Origin of the sequence: Bacteroides acidifaciens (genome assembly GCF_903181435.1) — a bacterium.
In the GTDB taxonomy this organism is placed as follows: Bacteria; Bacteroidota; Bacteroidia; order Bacteroidales; family Bacteroidaceae; genus Bacteroides.
Genome location: NZ_CAEUHO010000001.1, coordinates 1108505 through 1124860 on the forward strand (window position 1 = coordinate 1108505; position 16356 = coordinate 1124860).

Sequence of the window (16356 nt, forward strand, 5' to 3'; positions counted from 1 at the left end):
AAAGTTGTATTTCGTTGTTATTTGCTATGGTAATAGTCTATTGTTTCTACTGTCAACAAGTCGATAGGCATATAGTTGATGCAAGTCACGTCTTTTTTGAAGATGAGGTGGTCGCAAAGAGCTTTTATACCGTTGGCGCCTTGTAGTTCCGGTTGCTGGGCGATGAGGAAGGAGACATTTCCTTCTTTCAAGCAGGTGACATTCCGTTCCAGAAGGTCATAGCCTATCAGATTGAAATCTTTCTTTCCGCGGCTTTGCAGGTATTCGCCGACGATGTAGACTTTGGAGTTGAAGGTGATTCCGTTCTTCACTGTCGGGTGGGCACGGAAGAATTCATCCAGCATCTTGTTGTCTTCGTCGTTGCGTTCAGCATGCAAGTCGAGCTCCAGTATATTACAAGACGGATGATGCTCTTCCATGTACTGCCTAAAACCGATTTCTCTGTTCTCCTGCTGGTTAGAACCTACAATTCCTTCATGTATTTTGCGGAAAATAACGATTTCTTTTTCGTCCCGTGCCAGTAGCATCATCATCCGTGCGGCAAAGTATCCGCTTTGACGTGGGTTTTGGCCGAAGAAGGCGAGGGGAGGAACGTCCTTGATATTTGAGTCTATATATATATAAGGTATATCCAATGCTTGCAGCCGGTCTGTGAACCCCTTTGTATATTGGGGGGCGGTGGGAGCCACCATCACCCCGTCCGGCTGAAGAGTCAGAATCGCTTCGCTTTCGTCAACAAATGAATGATAATCGTATGGGTCGTAATAGCTGATTTTCACCGAAGTGTTGAAGTCCGAATAGGTAGCGATAGCCTCATGGATGCCCAGTTCTACCGCTGTCCAGTATTCACCTTCCAAATGCTCTGGCAAAAGACATATAAATGTATATTTTTTGTTGGATGCCAAGGCGCTGGCGTACATGTTAGGTTGGTAGTCAAGCTGCTTCAAGATTTCTTCTACGCGTTTTTTGCTTGCTTCCGATACTCCGCTACGTCCGTGAATGACACGGTCTACTGTTCCCACCGATACATCCGCCAGGCGGGCGATGTCTTTGATTCTAATCCTTTCGGGCAATTTATTCATACGATAACCTTATTTATATAGGTATATGTGCTCGCACACAATAATAATCTTAATATTTTCGATACAAATATATAACAATTTTTGTAATTACGAAAATTGTTGTATCTTTGTGCCCGTACACGAAAGGTATGTGATGTTAACCTTTTTGTGACTTAATAAACATATTGTCAGTGTGTTAACTTTGGAAATGAGCGTAAAATGATAAATTGAAAGTTCATAATATTAATAACTTAGAATTTAAAACATAAAATTATGGGAAAGAAAGTCGTTACATTAGGCGAAATCATGCTTAGATTATCAACTCCGGGTAATACTCGTTTTGTTCAATCTGACTCTTTTGATGTGGTATATGGTGGTGGAGAGGCAAACGTTGCAGTGAGCTGTGCCAACTACGGACATGATGCCTATTTCGTAACTAAATTACCGAAACACGAAATCGGACAATCTGCTGTTAACGCATTGCGTAAGTATGGTGTAAAGACAGACTTTATTGCTCGTGGTGGCGACCGTGTAGGTATTTACTATCTTGAAACTGGTGCTTCTATGCGTCCTAGCAAGGTTATCTATGACCGCGCTCATTCTGCTATTGCTGAAGCTGACGCTGCTGACTTCGACTTTGATGCTATCATGGAAGGTGCTGACTGGTTCCACTGGTCTGGTATCACTCCGGCTATTTCTGACAAGGCTGCCGAACTGACTCGTTTGGCTTGTGAAGCAGCAAAACGTCACGGTGTAACTGTTTCTGTTGACTTGAACTTCCGTAAGAAACTGTGGACAAAAGAAAAAGCACAGTCTATCATGAAACCGTTGATGCAGTTTGTTGACGTATGTATCGGTAATGAAGAAGACGCAGAACTTTGCCTGGGCTTCAAACCGGATGCAGACGTTGAGGCTGGCCACACTGATGCTGAAGGCTACAAAGGTATTTTCCAGCAGATGATGAAAGAATTCGGATTCAAATATGTGGTTTCTACATTGCGCGAATCTTTCTCTGCTACTCACAACGGCTGGAAAGCCATGATTTACAATGGCGAAGAATTCTATACTTCAAAACGTTATGATATCGACCCGATTATTGACCGCGTAGGTGGCGGTGACTCATTCTCCGGTGGTATCATCCACGGTTTGATGACTAAACCTAACCAGGGCGAAGCTCTTGAATTTGCTGTGGCTGCATCTGCTTTGAAACACACTATCAATGGTGACTTCAACCTTGTTTCTGTAGAAGAAGTTGAAGCATTGGCTGGTGGTGACGCAAGCGGTCGCGTGCAGAGATAAGCTGAGAGTTGAAAATAGAGAGTTGAGAGTTTGAAAAACCAACTCATTTACCAATTCGTTTAAAATAATAAATAATAAAATGGCAAAATTCGATAAAATAGCCGTATTGAATAAAATCGGCTCTACAGGAATGGTTCCTGTATTCTATCATAAAGATGTAGAAGTTGCAAAAAAAGTAGTAAAGGCTTGTTATGACGGTGGTGTTCGTGCTTTTGAATTTACCAACCGTGGTGATTTCGCGCAGGAAGTATTTGCTGAAATCGTGAAATTCGCAGCAAAGGAATGTCCTGAAATGGCAATCGGTATCGGTTCTATCGTTGACCCGGCTACTGCTGCTATGTACTTGCAACTGGGTGCTAACTTCGTAGTAGGTCCGTTGTTTAATCCTGAAATTGCTAAGGTATGTAACCGTCGTTCGGTAGCTTATACTCCGGGATGTGGTTCTGTATCAGAAGTTGGTTTCGCTCAGGAAGTAGGTTGCGACCTTTGCAAAGTATTCCCAGGTGATGTTTATGGAACAAACTTCGTAAAAGGCTTGATGGCTCCGATGCCATGGTCTAAGCTGATGGTGACAGGCGGGGTAGAACCTACTAAAGAGAACCTGACCGGATGGATCAAAGCTGGTGTATTTTGCGTAGGTATGGGTTCTAAATTGTTCCCGAAAGATAAAGTGGCAGCAGAAGACTGGGCTTATGTAACTGCAAAATGTGAAGAAGCTCTCGGTTATATCGCTGAAGCTCGTAAATAAGACTAGAGGGCGAAAGCCATCTATATAAGAAGGGGGCTGATGCGACAGCCTCTTTAAAATATGCCTCGAAGGGTTAGTTAGTTTAGTTAGTAAATGAGGCATATTTTCATTTTGTTTAAAGGTGTTTAAAGGGGATAAGCCATCGGAATGAGTGACTCATTTCGGTGGCTTGTTTTTTTATGTTAATGGCTGTAAGTCATCCACCATGCTACGTTGGAATTTGAAAATGAGGAAGCCACTTGTAAGATGGAATGTTGTGAGGATTAAATAAAATCCGTACCTTCGCGCCCTTAAACTAACTAACCTTTATTTTTTATGTTTACTGACTTATTGCATTCCTCTTATTTTTCCCTTTTCCTGATTGTCGCGTTGGGATTTATGCTGGGAAGAATTAAAATTAAGGGGTTATCTCTCGATGTGTCTGCGGTAATCTTTATCGCACTTCTTTTCGGGCACTTTGGCGTCATCATTCCCAAAGAACTGGGAAATTTCGGTTTGGTACTTTTTATTTTTACCATCGGTATTCAAGCAGGTCCCGGATTCTTCGATTCATTCCGCAGCAAGGGAAAGACGTTGATTCTCATTACCATGCTTATCATCTGTTCTGCCTGCCTCACGGCAGTAGGGCTGAAGTATGCGTTCGACATTGACACCCCTAGTGTGGTAGGTCTGATTGCCGGAGCACTGACTAGTACGCCGGGTCTAGCAGTCGCTATTGACAGCACACATTCACCTTTGGCTTCCATCGCTTATGGTATCGCATATCCGTTTGGAGTTATCGGTGTGATTTTGTTTGTCAAACTGTTGCCTAAAATCATGCGGGTGGACTTGGATAAAGAGGCTCGCCGCTTGGAGATAGAACGCCGTGGACAGTTTCCGGAACTGACTACCTGTGTCTATCGTATCACTAATGGAAATGTATTCAACCGCAGCTTGATGCAGATTAATGCACGCGGTATGACAGGAGCTGTAATTTCCCGCCTGAAGCACAAAGATGAAATATCTATTCCTACCGCTTCTACCGTGCTGAATGAAGGAGATTATATCCAGGCAGTAGGTAGCGAAGAATCATTGAACCAACTCGCAGTATTGGTAGGTGAACGCGAAGAGGGCGAGCTTCCTTTGGATAAAACACAGGAAATAGAATCCTTGTTGCTGACCAAAAAGGATATGATAAACAAGCAACTGGGAGACTTGAATTTACAGAAAAACTTCGGTTGTACAGTGACCCGTGTCCGTCGAAGCGGTATCGACTTGTCTCCATCGCCAGATTTGGCATTGAAATTCGGTGATAAATTGATGGTTGTGGGAGAGAAGGAAGGACTTAAAGGCGTAGCCCGTCTATTGGGCAATAATGCGAAGAAACTTTCCGACACTGACTTCTTCCCGATTGCGATGGGTATTGTATTGGGAGTGTTGTTCGGCAAAATAAATATCTCTTTCTCCGAAAGCCTGTCATTTTCGCCGGGATTGACCGGGGGAGTCCTGATGGTAGCTCTCATATTGAGTGCTGTCGGTAAGACGGGACCTGTCATCTGGTCTATGTCGGGACCGGCCAATCAATTACTGCGCCAATTAGGTCTGCTTCTTTTTCTTGCCGAAGTAGGAACTTCCGCCGGAAAGAACCTTGTAGCCACTTTCCAGGAAAGCGGATTACTAATGTTTGGGGTAGGAGCTGCCATAACGCTGGTTCCGATGCTTGTTGCAACCATTGTAGGACGCCTAGTATTTAAAATCAGTCTGCTCGATTTACTGGGAACCATTACCGGTGGTATGACTAGTACGCCCGGTCTGGCTGCCGCTGATTCGATGGTGGACAGTAATATCCCCAGTGTGGCATATGCAACCGTTTACCCGATTGCTATGGTATTCCTGATTTTGTTTATACAAGTGATAGCGTCAGCTGTGTATTAACAGTATTCTGGCTGAAAATTGATTGCTAAAAAAATAGTTTGTATCTTTGCCGTCCCAAAGCAAAAATGAGGTGAAACGATTGCTCTTGAATATAACACGCTATTTCTTGCCGATACTCTTTGTTTCGTATTTGGTAAGTCTTACATTCTTTGGCCACGTACATGTGGTCAATGGCGTGACAATCGTCCATTCGCACCCGTTTAAGAAAGGGGCGGCACACCAACATTCAACAGTCGAGCTGATACATATTTATTTCCTGTCTCATCTGACGACGGACGGTACGGCTGTTGTATTTGCTCTTTCTCTTTTTATACCTTTTTTATTGTGCTTGTTGCATTGTCGTCCGCAACATGCATATATTCATGCTCCTTATTATGGAGTGATTGCACTCCGTGCTCCGCCCGTAATTCGTTTTTCCGTTGTTTAATTGATGATATTCCGCCTTGTTTGGAGTGGAGTATTATCTGCTTTTTCACGTGAATACTTAATTAAGAACGAATTACAAACGAAAAATGAAGAAATACATCTTTTCGCTTGTCTTCTTGTGCTGTGCGTTGTTGCCTGCCTTTGGAGGACAAGCCCATGAACATCCCAATCATCCCGAATTGCGTAAGTCGGATGCCAATATTATCGGTCATATCCTTGATAAAAATACGAAAGAGCATCTGCCGTATATCACAGTGGCATTGAAAGGTACTACCATCGGAACCGTAACGGATGCCACCGGACATTACTTCTTGAAGAATCTTCCCGAAGGAAATTTTGTGCTCGAAGTGAGTTCTGTCGGCTATAAAACCGTAAGGCGTAACGTGACGTTAAAAAAAGGACGCACCTTGGAAGAAGACTTTGAGATAGAAGAAGACGCAGTTGCCTTGGATGGCGTTGTAGTATCTGCCAATCGTAATGAAACCACTCGTCGCCTGGCTCCGACACTGGTCAATGTGGTAGATTTGAAAATCTTTGAGAATACCAACTCCACGACTTTGGCACAGGGACTGAACTTCCAACCCGGGGTGCGTGTAGAATCCAACTGTCAGAACTGCGGCTTCCAGCAAGTACGTATCAATGGGCTGGATGGTCCTTATACACAAATCCTACTGGATTCGCGTCCCATCTTCAGTGCCCTTTCCGGTGTATATGGCATCGAGCAGATTCCCGCCAGCATGATAGAGCGCGTGGAAGTGATGCGTGGCGGCGGCTCGGCATTGTTCGGCTCGTCTGCTATTGCAGGTACCATCAATATCATTACTAAAGAGCCAATTCGTAACTCAGGTATGTTGTCTCATACGATAACGGGAATCGGTGACGGAGATGCTTTTGACAATAGTACCGCTCTGAATGCGTCATTGGTGACAGACGACCAACGTGCCGGTTTGTATATCTTCGGACAGAACCGCCACCGTTCCGCATATGACCACGACGGAGACGGATACTCCGAAATCCCTAAGATACATGGGCAAACAGTAGGCTTCCGTTCCTATCTGAAAACAAGTATGTATTCCAAACTGACGTTCGAATATCACCACATGGAAGAATTCCGCAGGGGAGGGGATTTGCTGAATCGTCCGCCCCACGAAGCGAATGTAGCCGAACAGACGGAGCACTCTATCAATGGTGGTGGCGTGAAATTCGATTATTTCTCACCCGACGAGAAACACCGTTTCAACGTATTCGCATCCGCACAGCATATCAACCGTGACAGCTATTATGGCGGCGGACAAGACCCGAATGCTTACGGAAACACTACCGACCTGAACTGGATGGCAGGCTCACAGTATGTCTATAGCTTCGGCAAATGTATCTTCATGCCTTCCGACTTTACTGCCGGAATAGAATTCAACCAGGACAAACTGGAAGATAATATGTGGGGATATAACCGTACAGTAGACCAAAAAGTAAATATAGGAAGCGTTTTTCTGCAGAATGAATGGAAGAATGAACACTGGGGATTCCTGATTGGCAGTCGTTTTGATAAACACAACCTGATAGACCATCTGATTTTCAGCCCGCGTGCCAACTTGCGTTATAACCCGACAGAGAATATCAACCTTCGTCTGAGCTACTCTTCCGGCTTCCGTGCCCCACAGGCTTTCGACGAAGATTTGCATGTTGAGAATGTAGGTGGTAATGTGGCGATGGTTAAACTTGCCGATGATTTGAAAGAAGAAAGGTCGCAAAGCCTGAGTGCATCGGCAGATATTTACCATCGTTTTGGCGCGTTTCAGGTGAACTTCCTCATCGAAGGATTCTATACCAAATTATCTGATGTCTTTGCTCTTACCGATGGGGAAGTAGTCGATGGGATTTTGACACGTACCCGCCATAATGCACCGGGTGCACGGGTAATGGGGTTGACACTGGAAGGAAAAATGGCTTACTTGAATACATTTCAGATTCAGGCAGGAGTTACTTTACAACAGAGCCATTACAGCGAACCGCATACGTGGAACGAAGATGCTCCGGCTGTGAAGAAAATGATGCGTACGCCGAATACTTACGGCTATTTTACGGCAACTTATACCCCGATAAAACCATTATCTATCGCTCTTTCCGGTACCTATACTGGTTCGATGCTTGTTCCTCACGAACCTGTTCCGGGATTCCTTGAAAATCCGATAACGGTGAATACGAAAGACTTTTTCGATATCGGTCTGAAAGCTGCCTATGATTTCAAACTCTATAAGTCGGTGAACTTGCAGGTAAACGCCGGAATACAGAATATCTTCAATGCTTATCAGAATGACTTCGATAAGGGACCCGACCGTGATTCGGGCTATATTTACGGTCCTTCGTTGCCACGAAGTTTCTTTGCCGGAGTGAAGATTAGTTATTGACGATTGTAACCTATAGTGGTGATGGGTTGTATACAACCTGTCACCACTTTTTAAATATAATGAAGTCTTAAAGAACTGGAGATAATAGATGCAAGTATAAAGTATCTTTTTTTAGGACTGAATCATACCATATCCTTGTCTACCCCGAATTTTTCATCCGTCTGACACTCTCCGGCAGGTTCCACATGCACCAGAATATCATAGACATTATCTATCGAGCTTTCAATGCTTTTCTCCACTGCCCCGGCAATCTCGTGCGCCTGTGTAATTGTTATCTGCGGATTCACCTCTATATCGAGCGTAATTATATACCGGTTCCCTATCATTCTTGACCTGACCCGGTGCGGATTGCTTGCCCCCGGTACTTTCTCGACAGCTTCGAATATCTTATTATACACATTGACATCCTTCACGCCATCCATGAGTTCCACATTCGAGTCAAGGAAAATGCCGATGGACGACTTGATGATAAAGAGGCTGATTATCAGTCCCGTTATCGAATCGAGTATCGGCAATTTGAATATAAAAGTAAAAATCAGACCAAATAAAACTCCCGCCGAGATAACGACATCATTACGCATATTTATCGCATTTGCCGTCAGCATGGAGCTGTCTATTTTCTTTCCTTGTTTGTATTGGTATGATGCCAGCAGCAGTTTCCCTACAATGGAGAATATAGTCACATAAATAGCGATAGCCGATGGGATTTCTTTCACTTCATCCGAAAAGATGCTTGTGACGGATGACAGTAGCATTTGCATGCCGGCATAAAATATCATAAGTGACAGAATTTTGGTCGCGATGCTTTCCGCTTTCTCATAACCGAACACGTATTTTTTTGAAGGCGGGCGGCTGATGACCCGTGCCGTGAAAATCATGACGACAGAGATAATGACGTCCGTCGCCGAGTCGATACCATCGCCGAGTACCGCCAGACTTCCGGCTAACAAACCGATAATGATTTTTGATGCAGACAGGATTGCATTGCCTATGGTGCTAATCCATGAGGTTTTGATTAAGATATTCTCTCTTGACATTTAAGCAGGTCTTTATCCTTAATTTGTAGTGATAATTGGGTTCAAAGATAATCATTTATAGCAATTTGTGAATCCGAGACGCAAAAAAGTTTTCATTACCTTTTAGTAGTTTGCCTGTTTTAGTTGTATTATATATAGATAGTCAATTAAAAACAGGACAAATCATTTATTAAATAGTTAACCTCATGTTCAAACAACTAAGTACCTCTTTGCTGATTGTATCAGCTTGTGTATTTTCTGCTTGCACGTCTGTTGTCAAGCAGGAAGTTGCAATTTTACCTACCCCCGTAAGTCTGACTGAGCAGTCGGGCGCCTTTGTTTTTAAGGATGAAATGAAGATAGGGGTGTCCGACCAGTCCCTCTTTCCGGCAGTCGGCTACCTGCAAGAGATTCTTCGGAACGTAGTGTCATCTTCTGTCGAAGTCACTGCTGATAAAAATCAGGTAGATGTCTATTTCCAGTTGGGGAATACTGGCGGGAACCCCGGTTCTTACAAACTTCAGTCTACACCGGAATTTATCCGGGTGGAAGCCAACGATTATTCGGGCATTATTTCCGCTGTTACCACTATCCGTCAGTTGCTTCCCGCCGAAATAGAAATGCAGGGTACGAAGCGTACTTACTCCATTCCTGCTGTACAGATAGAAGACGCTCCCCGTTTTGAGTGGCGCGGATTTATGCTGGACGCTTCCCGTCACTTTTGGAATAAAGAAGAAGTGAAGCACGTGTTGGATTTGATGTCTCTGTACAAATTGAACAAATTCCACTGGCATCTCACCGATGACCAGGGTTGGCGCATAGAGATTGAGAAATATCCGCTGCTGACAGAAAAGGGGGCATGGAGACAATTCAACAATCACGACCGTACTTGTATGGCGCGTGCGGCAGAGGAAGACAATACGGACTTCCTGATTCCTGAGGACAAACTACGGATTGTGGAAGGCGACACGTTGTATGGAGGTTATTATACGCACGATGATGTAAAAGAAATAGTGGCTTATGCCGCACAGAGAGGGATTGATGTGATACCCGAGATTGATATGCCGGGACATTTTCTGGCAGCTATCAGCCAGTATCCGGATTTAGCTTGCGACGGCTTGGTTGGTTGGGGAGAGACATTCTCTTCTCCCATCTGTCCGGGCAAAGATGCGACTTTAGAATTCTGCCGGAATGTCTTCAAGGAAGTTTTTGAACTTTTCCCTTATGAGTATGTGCATATGGGTGGAGACGAAGTGGAAAAGAATAACTGGAAGAAATGCCCCCGTTGCCAAAAACGTATCCGTACGGAGAAATTGGGTTCGGTGGAAGAGCTTCAGGCATGGTTTGTACGTGATATGGAGAAATTCTTCCATGCCAACGGAAAGAAACTCGTAGGTTGGGATGAAGTAGTGAAGGACGGATTATCTTCAGACGCTACTATTATGTGGTGGAGAAGTTGGGCGAAAGATGCACTGCCCACGGCAACAACGCAACAGCAAAAAGTGATAGCCTGTCCGAACGATTTTTTTTACTTCGACTATGCCCAAGACCAGAACTCAGTAAAGAAGATATTAGCATTCGACCCGTATGCAGACGACAGCCTGTCATCGGAACAGAAAGAATATATCTGGGGTGTACAGGCGAATCTTTGGGCGGAATGGATTCCGACAATGAAGCGCATCGAATACATGATTGTTCCCCGCATGATAGCATTGAGTGAAATAGCCTGGGCTGAGCCGGTAGCCAAACCGGAACTTGATGAGTTCTACCGTCAGCTTGTTCCGCAATTCAAGCGTATGGATGTAATGGGAGTGAACTACCGTATTCCCGATTTGCAGGGATTCTACAAGGTGAACGCGTTTATAGATGATGCTACGGTGAATCTGACTTGTCCGCTGCCGGACACTGAAATCCGCTATACAACGGATGGAAGCATGCCTAACAAGCAATCGTCTCTTTATGATGGCGCCCTGAAAATAAAGGAGACAACGGACTTTACTTTCCGTACTTTCCGCAAGGATGGTTCTCCTTCGGACGTGGTACGTACAAAATATGTCAAAGCCCCTTATGCGGAAGCTGCAACAACTCCGGCTTCTTTGCAACCCGGACTGAAAGCCGTATGGCACGACTTCCGCGGAAATCTCTGTGCGGATATTGACGCTGCTCCCATAAAGGAAGAGTACGTCATAGAATCCGTATCTATCCCCGAAGGAGTGAAGGGCGACATTGGTCTGGTACTGACCGGCTATCTGGAAGTTCCTGCCGACGGCATTTATACATTTGCCCTTCTCTCGGACGACGGCAGCACGTTGAAACTTGACGGTGAATTGCTGGGAGATAACGACGGCGCACATTCTCCGGTAGAGATTATCGTGCAGAAAGCATTGAAAGCCGGATTGCATCCGATGGAAGTACGTTATTTCGATTGTAATGGCGGTGTGCTGCAAATGGAATTGGTAAATGATAAAGGTGAAAAGACTGTTCTTCCGAAAGAATGGTTGAAACATGAATAAAAAATGTTCTCTAATAATCAGTTTTCATTAGTAATGTAATATTTAGGTCAAGTTTAGGTTAGGTCAGAAGCGGGTGAAAGTAGTGATACTTTTATCCGCTTTGTTGTATGCCCACACCAGACAATACGCTTCTCGAAGAAGGTAAGAGATTTCAATAAGAGACATCCCGGTTTATTGGATAAAGTCTTCTTTTTTATGTAATGTCGCAAAGATAGGGTGTCCTTTATAAATAGGAAATCCCCATTTGTAATGGAATAAATGTCTCATTCTCATTATAAATGGGGATATATAAAATAAGAAGTTTACTTTAACTTTGCTAAAAGTTGGGATTAATAACTGTAAATCTTCGCTTTTATAGGGGATGTTTTTAATGGTGGAACAAGCGGATACCCGTAAATGCCATTGCCATATTATACTTGTCGCAAGTGCTGATAACATGGTCGTCACGTACAGAACCGCCCGGTTGTGCAATGTAGCTGACCCCGCTCTTATGTGCTCTTTCGATATTATCTCCAAACGGGAAGAAAGCATCCGAACCTAAGGATACTCCTGTCATGGTGTCCAGCCAAGCGCGTTTTTCTTCGCGGGTCAGTACTTCCGGCTTTTCAGTGAAGAACTGTTGCCAAACGCCGTCTGCCAATACATCTTCGTGGTCTTCTGAAATATATACGTCGATGGTATTGTCGCGGTCGGCACGGCGAATCTTCTCAATCCACGGCAGATTCATCACCTTCGGGTGCTGGCGTAAATACCATATATCAGCTTTGTTGCCTGCCAGGCGCGTACAGTGAATGCGGGATTGTTGACCTGCACCGATACCAATCGCCTGTCCGTCCTTTGCATAACATACAGAGTTGGATTGTGTATATTTCAAAGTGATTAGGGCAATAATCAAATCACGTTTTGCGTCAGCCGGAATTTCTTTGTTGGCTGTGGGCATCTCTTTCAAAAGGCTTTCGTCAATTTTCAGTTCGTTTCTACCTTGTTCGAAAGTCACGCCGAACACATCTTTGTGTTCGATAGGAGCCGGACGATAAGCAGGGTCTATCTTTATTACATTATATGTACCTTTTCTTTTATTTCTCAGGATTTCCAAAGCTTCGGGAGTATAATCCGGTGCAATAACGCCATCGGACACTTCACGATTAATGATGCGTGCTGTCTCTTCGTCGCAAGTATCGGATAATGCGATAAAATCTCCATAAGACGACATGCGGTCTGCGCCGCGTGCACGTGCATATGCTGTTGCCAGCGGTGACAGTTTTACGTCATCTACAAAATAAATCTTTTTCAGCGTATCGCTCATCTCCACTGCGACGGCGGCACCCGCCGGGCTGACATGTTTAAAGGAAGCGGCAGCCGGTAGTCCGGTAGCTTCTTTCAGTTCCTTTACTAATTGCCAACTGTTGAACGCATCCAGCAGATTGATGTAACCGGGGCGTCCGTTCAGAACTTCGATGGGGAGTTCACCTTCTTTCATAAAAATACGGGCAGGCTTTTGATTAGGGTTGCAGCCGTATTTCAATTCGAGTTCGTTTGCCATTTTATTGATTATTACGAGTTATTAATTACAAATTGATAGCGACAAAATTACTAAAAAAAGACAAGCTCACCTATACTTGTGATGTAAAATAGTAGCATGTAATTAGTATTTTGGGTTTTGTAATGGTTCAAAATACCTATAAATGATGATTGTATTTCAGTGAAATATTCCGTTTCTTTGTAGCTTCTAATATAAAGTAGGTATCAATGGATAATTCACAAAAATATAAATCAACTGATAAGATGATTGATCTTATCAGTGATGACTATTCTTTATTGCAAGTGATGAGCCGTTTCGGACTATCCTTGGGTTTCGGAGATAAAACAGTAAAAGAAGTCTGTGAGCAGAACAGTGTAGACTGCCAGACGTTTCTGATTGTGGTCAATTTCATAGCAGAGGGCTTTTCCCGCCTGAATGGTGATAAAGATAATATTTCGATCCCCGGGCTGATAGACTATCTGCGGCAGGCGCATAGTTATTTTCTTGATTTTTCTCTTCCTGCTATCCGGCGTAAACTGATTGAGGCTATTGACTGCTCTCAGGATGATGTCGCTTTTCTTATTCTGAAGTTTTTTGATGAATATACGCGCGAAGTACGCAAGCATATGGATTATGAAGAGAAGACTGTTTTCAAGTATGTGGATGCGTTGATTGCAGGAAATGCTCCGAAGAATTATCAGATTAGTACATTCTCCAAACACCATGATCAGGTAGGGGAGAAGTTGACAGAACTAAAGAATATTATTATCAAATATTGTCCTGCCAAAGCCAATGAGAATCTTCTGAATGCGGCTCTTTTCGATATTTATGCCTGTGAGGCCGGCTTGGAGTCTCATTGTAAGGTGGAAGATTATATTTTTGTTCCTGCTATTCTGAATTTGGAAAGGAGAATTAGAGAAAATGAAAAATAACGAGGTTGTTCGAATAGCGATTGCTGAGAACTCTGTGATTATTCGTGGTGGATTGACCGTTGCCTTGAAACGTCTTTCCAATGTGAAGATGCAACCCATAGAATTGTTGTCCGTTGAGGCTTTGCATGATTGTGTCCGGACGCAATGCCCTGACATGCTGATTGTCAATCCGGCTTTCGGTGATTATTTCGATGTAGCTAAGTTCCGGGAAGAAACGTCCGGTAAAAGAATACGTGTAATAGCTTTGGTCACTTCTTTTGTAGATGCTTCTTTGTTGGGCAAGTACGATGAGTCTATTTCTATCTTTGACGATTTGGAAATTCTTTCCAAGAAGATTGCAGGTTTGCTGAATATGGCTTCTCAGGAAGAAACAGATAGTCAGGATGCACTCAGCCAACGGGAGAAAGAAATTGTAATTTGTGTGGTGAAAGGAATGACGAATAAGGAAATTGCAGAAAAACTGTTTTTGTCTATTCATACAGTCATCACTCACAGGAGAAATATTAGCAAAAAATTGCAAATACACAGTGCAGCCGGTCTGACTATTTATGCTATTGTAAATAAGCTGGTTACGCTGAATGATGTGAAGGATTTATAGTCTAATGAAATGTTATTAAATATAAAACCGTTTGCGCACACGGAAATTATTCGTACCTTTGCAGCGCAGTTGGGAAATTGCTATTAGTTTATAAGGTAAAAGAAAATATGAAGGTATTAGATTAGACAATAAATTTAAGGTATTAAAGTTTTTAGTTCAATAGGAAAGTTTTTAATAGAAGGTAAAAGGATAACAATAGGTAAGAAGTTTTAGGGTACAAAGAAGATTCGTTTTCAGGAAAAAGAGGTAATGAAAAGAAAAGCCTTTAAGGCTTTTCTGATGTGAGGCGGGTGGTTCCATAAAGGAATTGACTCGTTTTTTTTTATTCTGAAATAAACCTGAGTATACATATCTTGGTCTTGTCGGGATTATAAAATATCATTTAAAAACAAAATCCCGACGAAATCGCTTCGGCGGGACTCTATTTCATTTTACTTAAATGTGGCTACGTAATAAAATTATGACTAATTAATTCAATTCTGATACTGCAAAGATAGTGTGTTTCAGTATGTACTACAATCACCTATATGAGGTATATTACGTAGTTATTCTCATTATTTATAGTTACTGATAGAGACTTTTTCTACTTGTTCCCGTATCTTATCCAATACTTTGATAGCTTTGTTACAATTCGATACTGCATAGAATACCCCTATACTTAGTTTAGAGAACAGCTCGATTGTTTTACTATCTTTTGCTGTTTTATGTAAGGAAAGCAAATACACTTCCGGTTTGGTTCTATATTAGCTCTTTCGAGATTGATTGAAACTCTGTGCAAATGAAATGAGAAATCCCTTAATCTTCTCTTTTACAGGAATCTGTAAGTCGAAGAAATAAGGGATTATAATGAATATATTTGTATCTTATCAGGGTTTGGTGATTTCTCCTATTAGACAGGAGTTCATTTTGTACCGGATATCCTGATTGGATAATCCATGTCCTAGTAAAAACATAAGTTTGGTGATAGCACATTCGGGGGTGCTGTCGTATCCACTGATAACTCCGGCTTCCAGAAGATGCATCCCCGTCTCATAGCGTCCCATTTCCACGGCTCCCGAAGCACATTGGGTGATGTTGACTATGATAATCCCCCGTTCGGTAGCTTCCTTTAATTGGCGGATAAACCATTCTTTTTGCGGTGCGTTTCCTGAACCGAAGGTTTTCATGACCACTGCCTTCAGTCCGGGAACATGCAGGAGCGAGGTCACGATGCTCTCTTGAATGCCGGGAAAAAGCGTCAGTATGACCACATTCGTATCAAACAGATAATGTGGTTTTAGCGGTTTGGTAGGGTCAGGTTTACGGATAAGGTTAGGTTCGTATTTGATATGAATACCTACGCGCGCCAACGGCGGGTAGTTGAAAGAGCGGAATGCGTTGAAGTTTTCCGCGTTGATTTTTGTGGTGCGGTTGCCGCGCATCAAGTGATTCTCGAAGAATATACATACTTCGGGAACAATAGCTGTACCATCCGGGTTCTTGGCGGCGGCGATTTCAATAGCGGTAATCAGATTTTCTTTTCCATCCGTCCGTAAAGTTCCGATAGGAAGCTGCGAACCGGTGAGGATAACAGGTTTGCTCAGGTTTTCGAGCATAAAGCTTAAAGCAGAAGCGGTGTAAGCCATGGTATCTGTCCCGTGAAGGATGACGAAGCCATCAAAATGCTCGTAATTATAATTGATAATCTTTACCAGTTTTGCCCAGTAAGCAGGCTCCATATCCGAAGAGTCGATAGGTGGTTCGAATTGATAGGAAGAGATGCGGTAATTGAATCTTTTCAGCTCAGGAACATGCTTGAGCAGATGGTCGAAATTGAAGTTCTCTAAAGCACCCGTTTCAGGATTTTCTATCATTCCGATAGTTCCACCCGTGTAAATTAACAAAACAGAGGGAGTGTCTACTTTCATAATCATTGAATT

12 protein-coding genes and 1 pseudogene are annotated in these 16356 nt (G+C 43.2%); 8 read left to right on the forward strand and 5 right to left on the reverse strand.

Features of this window, described 5'->3' with window-relative positions; translation table 11 throughout:
- Positions 1-17: 17 nt before the first annotated feature.
- Positions 18-1082, reverse strand: coding sequence for a LacI family DNA-binding transcriptional regulator (locus CLIN57ABFB40_RS04500; RefSeq protein ID WP_175629065.1), 1065 nt, complete (start codon positions 1080-1082; stop codon positions 18-20).
- Positions 1083-1334: 252 nt separating this feature from the next.
- Here CLIN57ABFB40_RS04500 and CLIN57ABFB40_RS04505 point away from each other — a divergent pair, with 252 nt between their 5' ends.
- The 5 genes from CLIN57ABFB40_RS04505 (at position 1335) to CLIN57ABFB40_RS04525 (ending at position 7856) form a co-directional block, all read left to right on the forward strand.
- The gene (locus CLIN57ABFB40_RS04505) at positions 1335-2360 is read left to right on the forward strand and encodes a sugar kinase (RefSeq protein WP_024988009.1); all 1026 of its coding nucleotides are present in this window, start codon (positions 1335-1337) and stop codon (positions 2358-2360) included.
- A 79-nt stretch (positions 2361-2439) separates the two neighbouring features.
- On the forward strand, positions 2440-3108 hold the full coding sequence (locus CLIN57ABFB40_RS04510; RefSeq protein ID WP_024988008.1) for a bifunctional 4-hydroxy-2-oxoglutarate aldolase/2-dehydro-3-deoxy-phosphogluconate aldolase: 669 nt from the start codon (positions 2440-2442) through the stop codon (positions 3106-3108).
- Between the two features lie 315 nt (positions 3109-3423).
- Complete coding sequence (locus CLIN57ABFB40_RS04515; RefSeq protein ID WP_175629066.1) at positions 3424-5022, forward strand: aspartate:alanine exchanger family transporter; 1599 nt, start codon at positions 3424-3426, stop codon at positions 5020-5022.
- Between the two features lie 46 nt (positions 5023-5068).
- A complete protein-coding gene (locus tag CLIN57ABFB40_RS04520) occupies positions 5069-5449 on the forward strand; it encodes a hypothetical protein (RefSeq protein WP_175629067.1) in 381 nt (126 codons plus the stop codon).
- Positions 5450-5534: 85 nt separating this feature from the next.
- A complete protein-coding gene (locus tag CLIN57ABFB40_RS04525) occupies positions 5535-7856 on the forward strand; it encodes a TonB-dependent receptor (protein WP_175629068.1) in 2322 nt (773 codons plus the stop codon).
- Positions 7857-7978: 122 nt separating this feature from the next.
- Here the strand turns inward: CLIN57ABFB40_RS04525 and CLIN57ABFB40_RS04530 are convergent, their stop codons facing one another.
- Positions 7979-8893 (reverse strand): cation diffusion facilitator family transporter, encoded by a 915-nt coding sequence (locus tag CLIN57ABFB40_RS04530; protein ID WP_175629069.1) that lies wholly within the window; start codon positions 8891-8893, stop codon positions 7979-7981.
- A 185-nt stretch (positions 8894-9078) separates the two neighbouring features.
- On the opposite strand from CLIN57ABFB40_RS04530, the gene CLIN57ABFB40_RS04535 reads away from it, so the two are divergent.
- Positions 9079-11385: a family 20 glycosylhydrolase gene (locus tag CLIN57ABFB40_RS04535; protein ID WP_175629070.1), complete on the forward strand. Its 2307-nt coding sequence runs from the start codon at positions 9079-9081 to the stop codon at positions 11383-11385.
- 367 nt (positions 11386-11752) lie between these two features.
- On the opposite strand, the gene CLIN57ABFB40_RS04540 is transcribed toward CLIN57ABFB40_RS04535, so the two are convergent.
- Positions 11753-12928, reverse strand: a complete 1176-nt coding sequence (locus CLIN57ABFB40_RS04540; protein ID WP_175629071.1) for a phosphoribosylaminoimidazolecarboxamide formyltransferase — start codon at positions 12926-12928, stop codon at positions 11753-11755.
- 206 nt (positions 12929-13134) lie between these two features.
- Between CLIN57ABFB40_RS04540 and CLIN57ABFB40_RS04545 the strand changes: the two genes are divergently transcribed.
- Both CLIN57ABFB40_RS04545 and CLIN57ABFB40_RS04550 read left to right on the forward strand, forming a co-directional pair.
- A complete protein-coding gene (locus CLIN57ABFB40_RS04545; RefSeq protein ID WP_175629072.1) occupies positions 13135-13839 on the forward strand; it encodes a hemerythrin domain-containing protein in 705 nt (234 codons plus the stop codon).
- Positions 13829-14437, forward strand: coding sequence for a helix-turn-helix transcriptional regulator (locus CLIN57ABFB40_RS04550; protein ID WP_175629073.1), 609 nt, complete (start codon positions 13829-13831; stop codon positions 14435-14437). The genes CLIN57ABFB40_RS04545 and CLIN57ABFB40_RS04550 overlap by 11 nt, the downstream gene beginning before the upstream one ends.
- 581 nt (positions 14438-15018) lie before the next feature.
- On the opposite strand, the pseudogene CLIN57ABFB40_RS20490 reads toward CLIN57ABFB40_RS04550, so the two are convergent.
- Together CLIN57ABFB40_RS20490 and CLIN57ABFB40_RS04555 are read right to left on the reverse strand one after the other, a co-directional pair.
- Positions 15019-15156, reverse strand: a pseudogene (locus CLIN57ABFB40_RS20490) (sugar transferase); the annotation flags it as partial.
- Positions 15157-15303: 147 nt separating this feature from the next.
- Entirely contained in the window at positions 15304-16344 is a 1041-nt protein-coding gene (locus tag CLIN57ABFB40_RS04555; protein WP_175630335.1) for an asparaginase, read from the reverse strand.
- Positions 16345-16356 lie beyond the last annotated feature (12 nt).

Coding starts and splice junctions, on each gene's coding strand:
- CLIN57ABFB40_RS04500 (WP_175629065.1), bottom strand. CDS start 1,082: ATGAATAAATTGCCCGAAAGGATTAGAATCAAAGACATCGCCCGCCTG.
- CLIN57ABFB40_RS04505 (WP_024988009.1), top strand. CDS start 1,335: ATGGGAAAGAAAGTCGTTACATTAGGCGAAATCATGCTTAGATTATCA.
- CLIN57ABFB40_RS04510 (WP_024988008.1), top strand. CDS start 2,440: ATGGCAAAATTCGATAAAATAGCCGTATTGAATAAAATCGGCTCTACA.
- CLIN57ABFB40_RS04515 (WP_175629066.1), top strand. CDS start 3,424: ATGTTTACTGACTTATTGCATTCCTCTTATTTTTCCCTTTTCCTGATT.
- CLIN57ABFB40_RS04525 (WP_175629068.1), top strand. CDS start 5,535: ATGAAGAAATACATCTTTTCGCTTGTCTTCTTGTGCTGTGCGTTGTTG.
- CLIN57ABFB40_RS04530 (WP_175629069.1), bottom strand. CDS start 8,893: ATGTCAAGAGAGAATATCTTAATCAAAACCTCATGGATTAGCACCATA.
- CLIN57ABFB40_RS04535 (WP_175629070.1), top strand. CDS start 9,079: ATGTTCAAACAACTAAGTACCTCTTTGCTGATTGTATCAGCTTGTGTA.
- CLIN57ABFB40_RS04540 (WP_175629071.1), bottom strand. CDS start 12,928: ATGGCAAACGAACTCGAATTGAAATACGGCTGCAACCCTAATCAAAAG.
- CLIN57ABFB40_RS04545 (WP_175629072.1), top strand. CDS start 13,135: ATGGATAATTCACAAAAATATAAATCAACTGATAAGATGATTGATCTT.
- CLIN57ABFB40_RS04550 (WP_175629073.1), top strand. CDS start 13,829: ATGAAAAATAACGAGGTTGTTCGAATAGCGATTGCTGAGAACTCTGTG.
- CLIN57ABFB40_RS04555 (WP_175630335.1), bottom strand. CDS start 16,344: ATGAAAGTAGACACTCCCTCTGTTTTGTTAATTTACACGGGTGGAACT.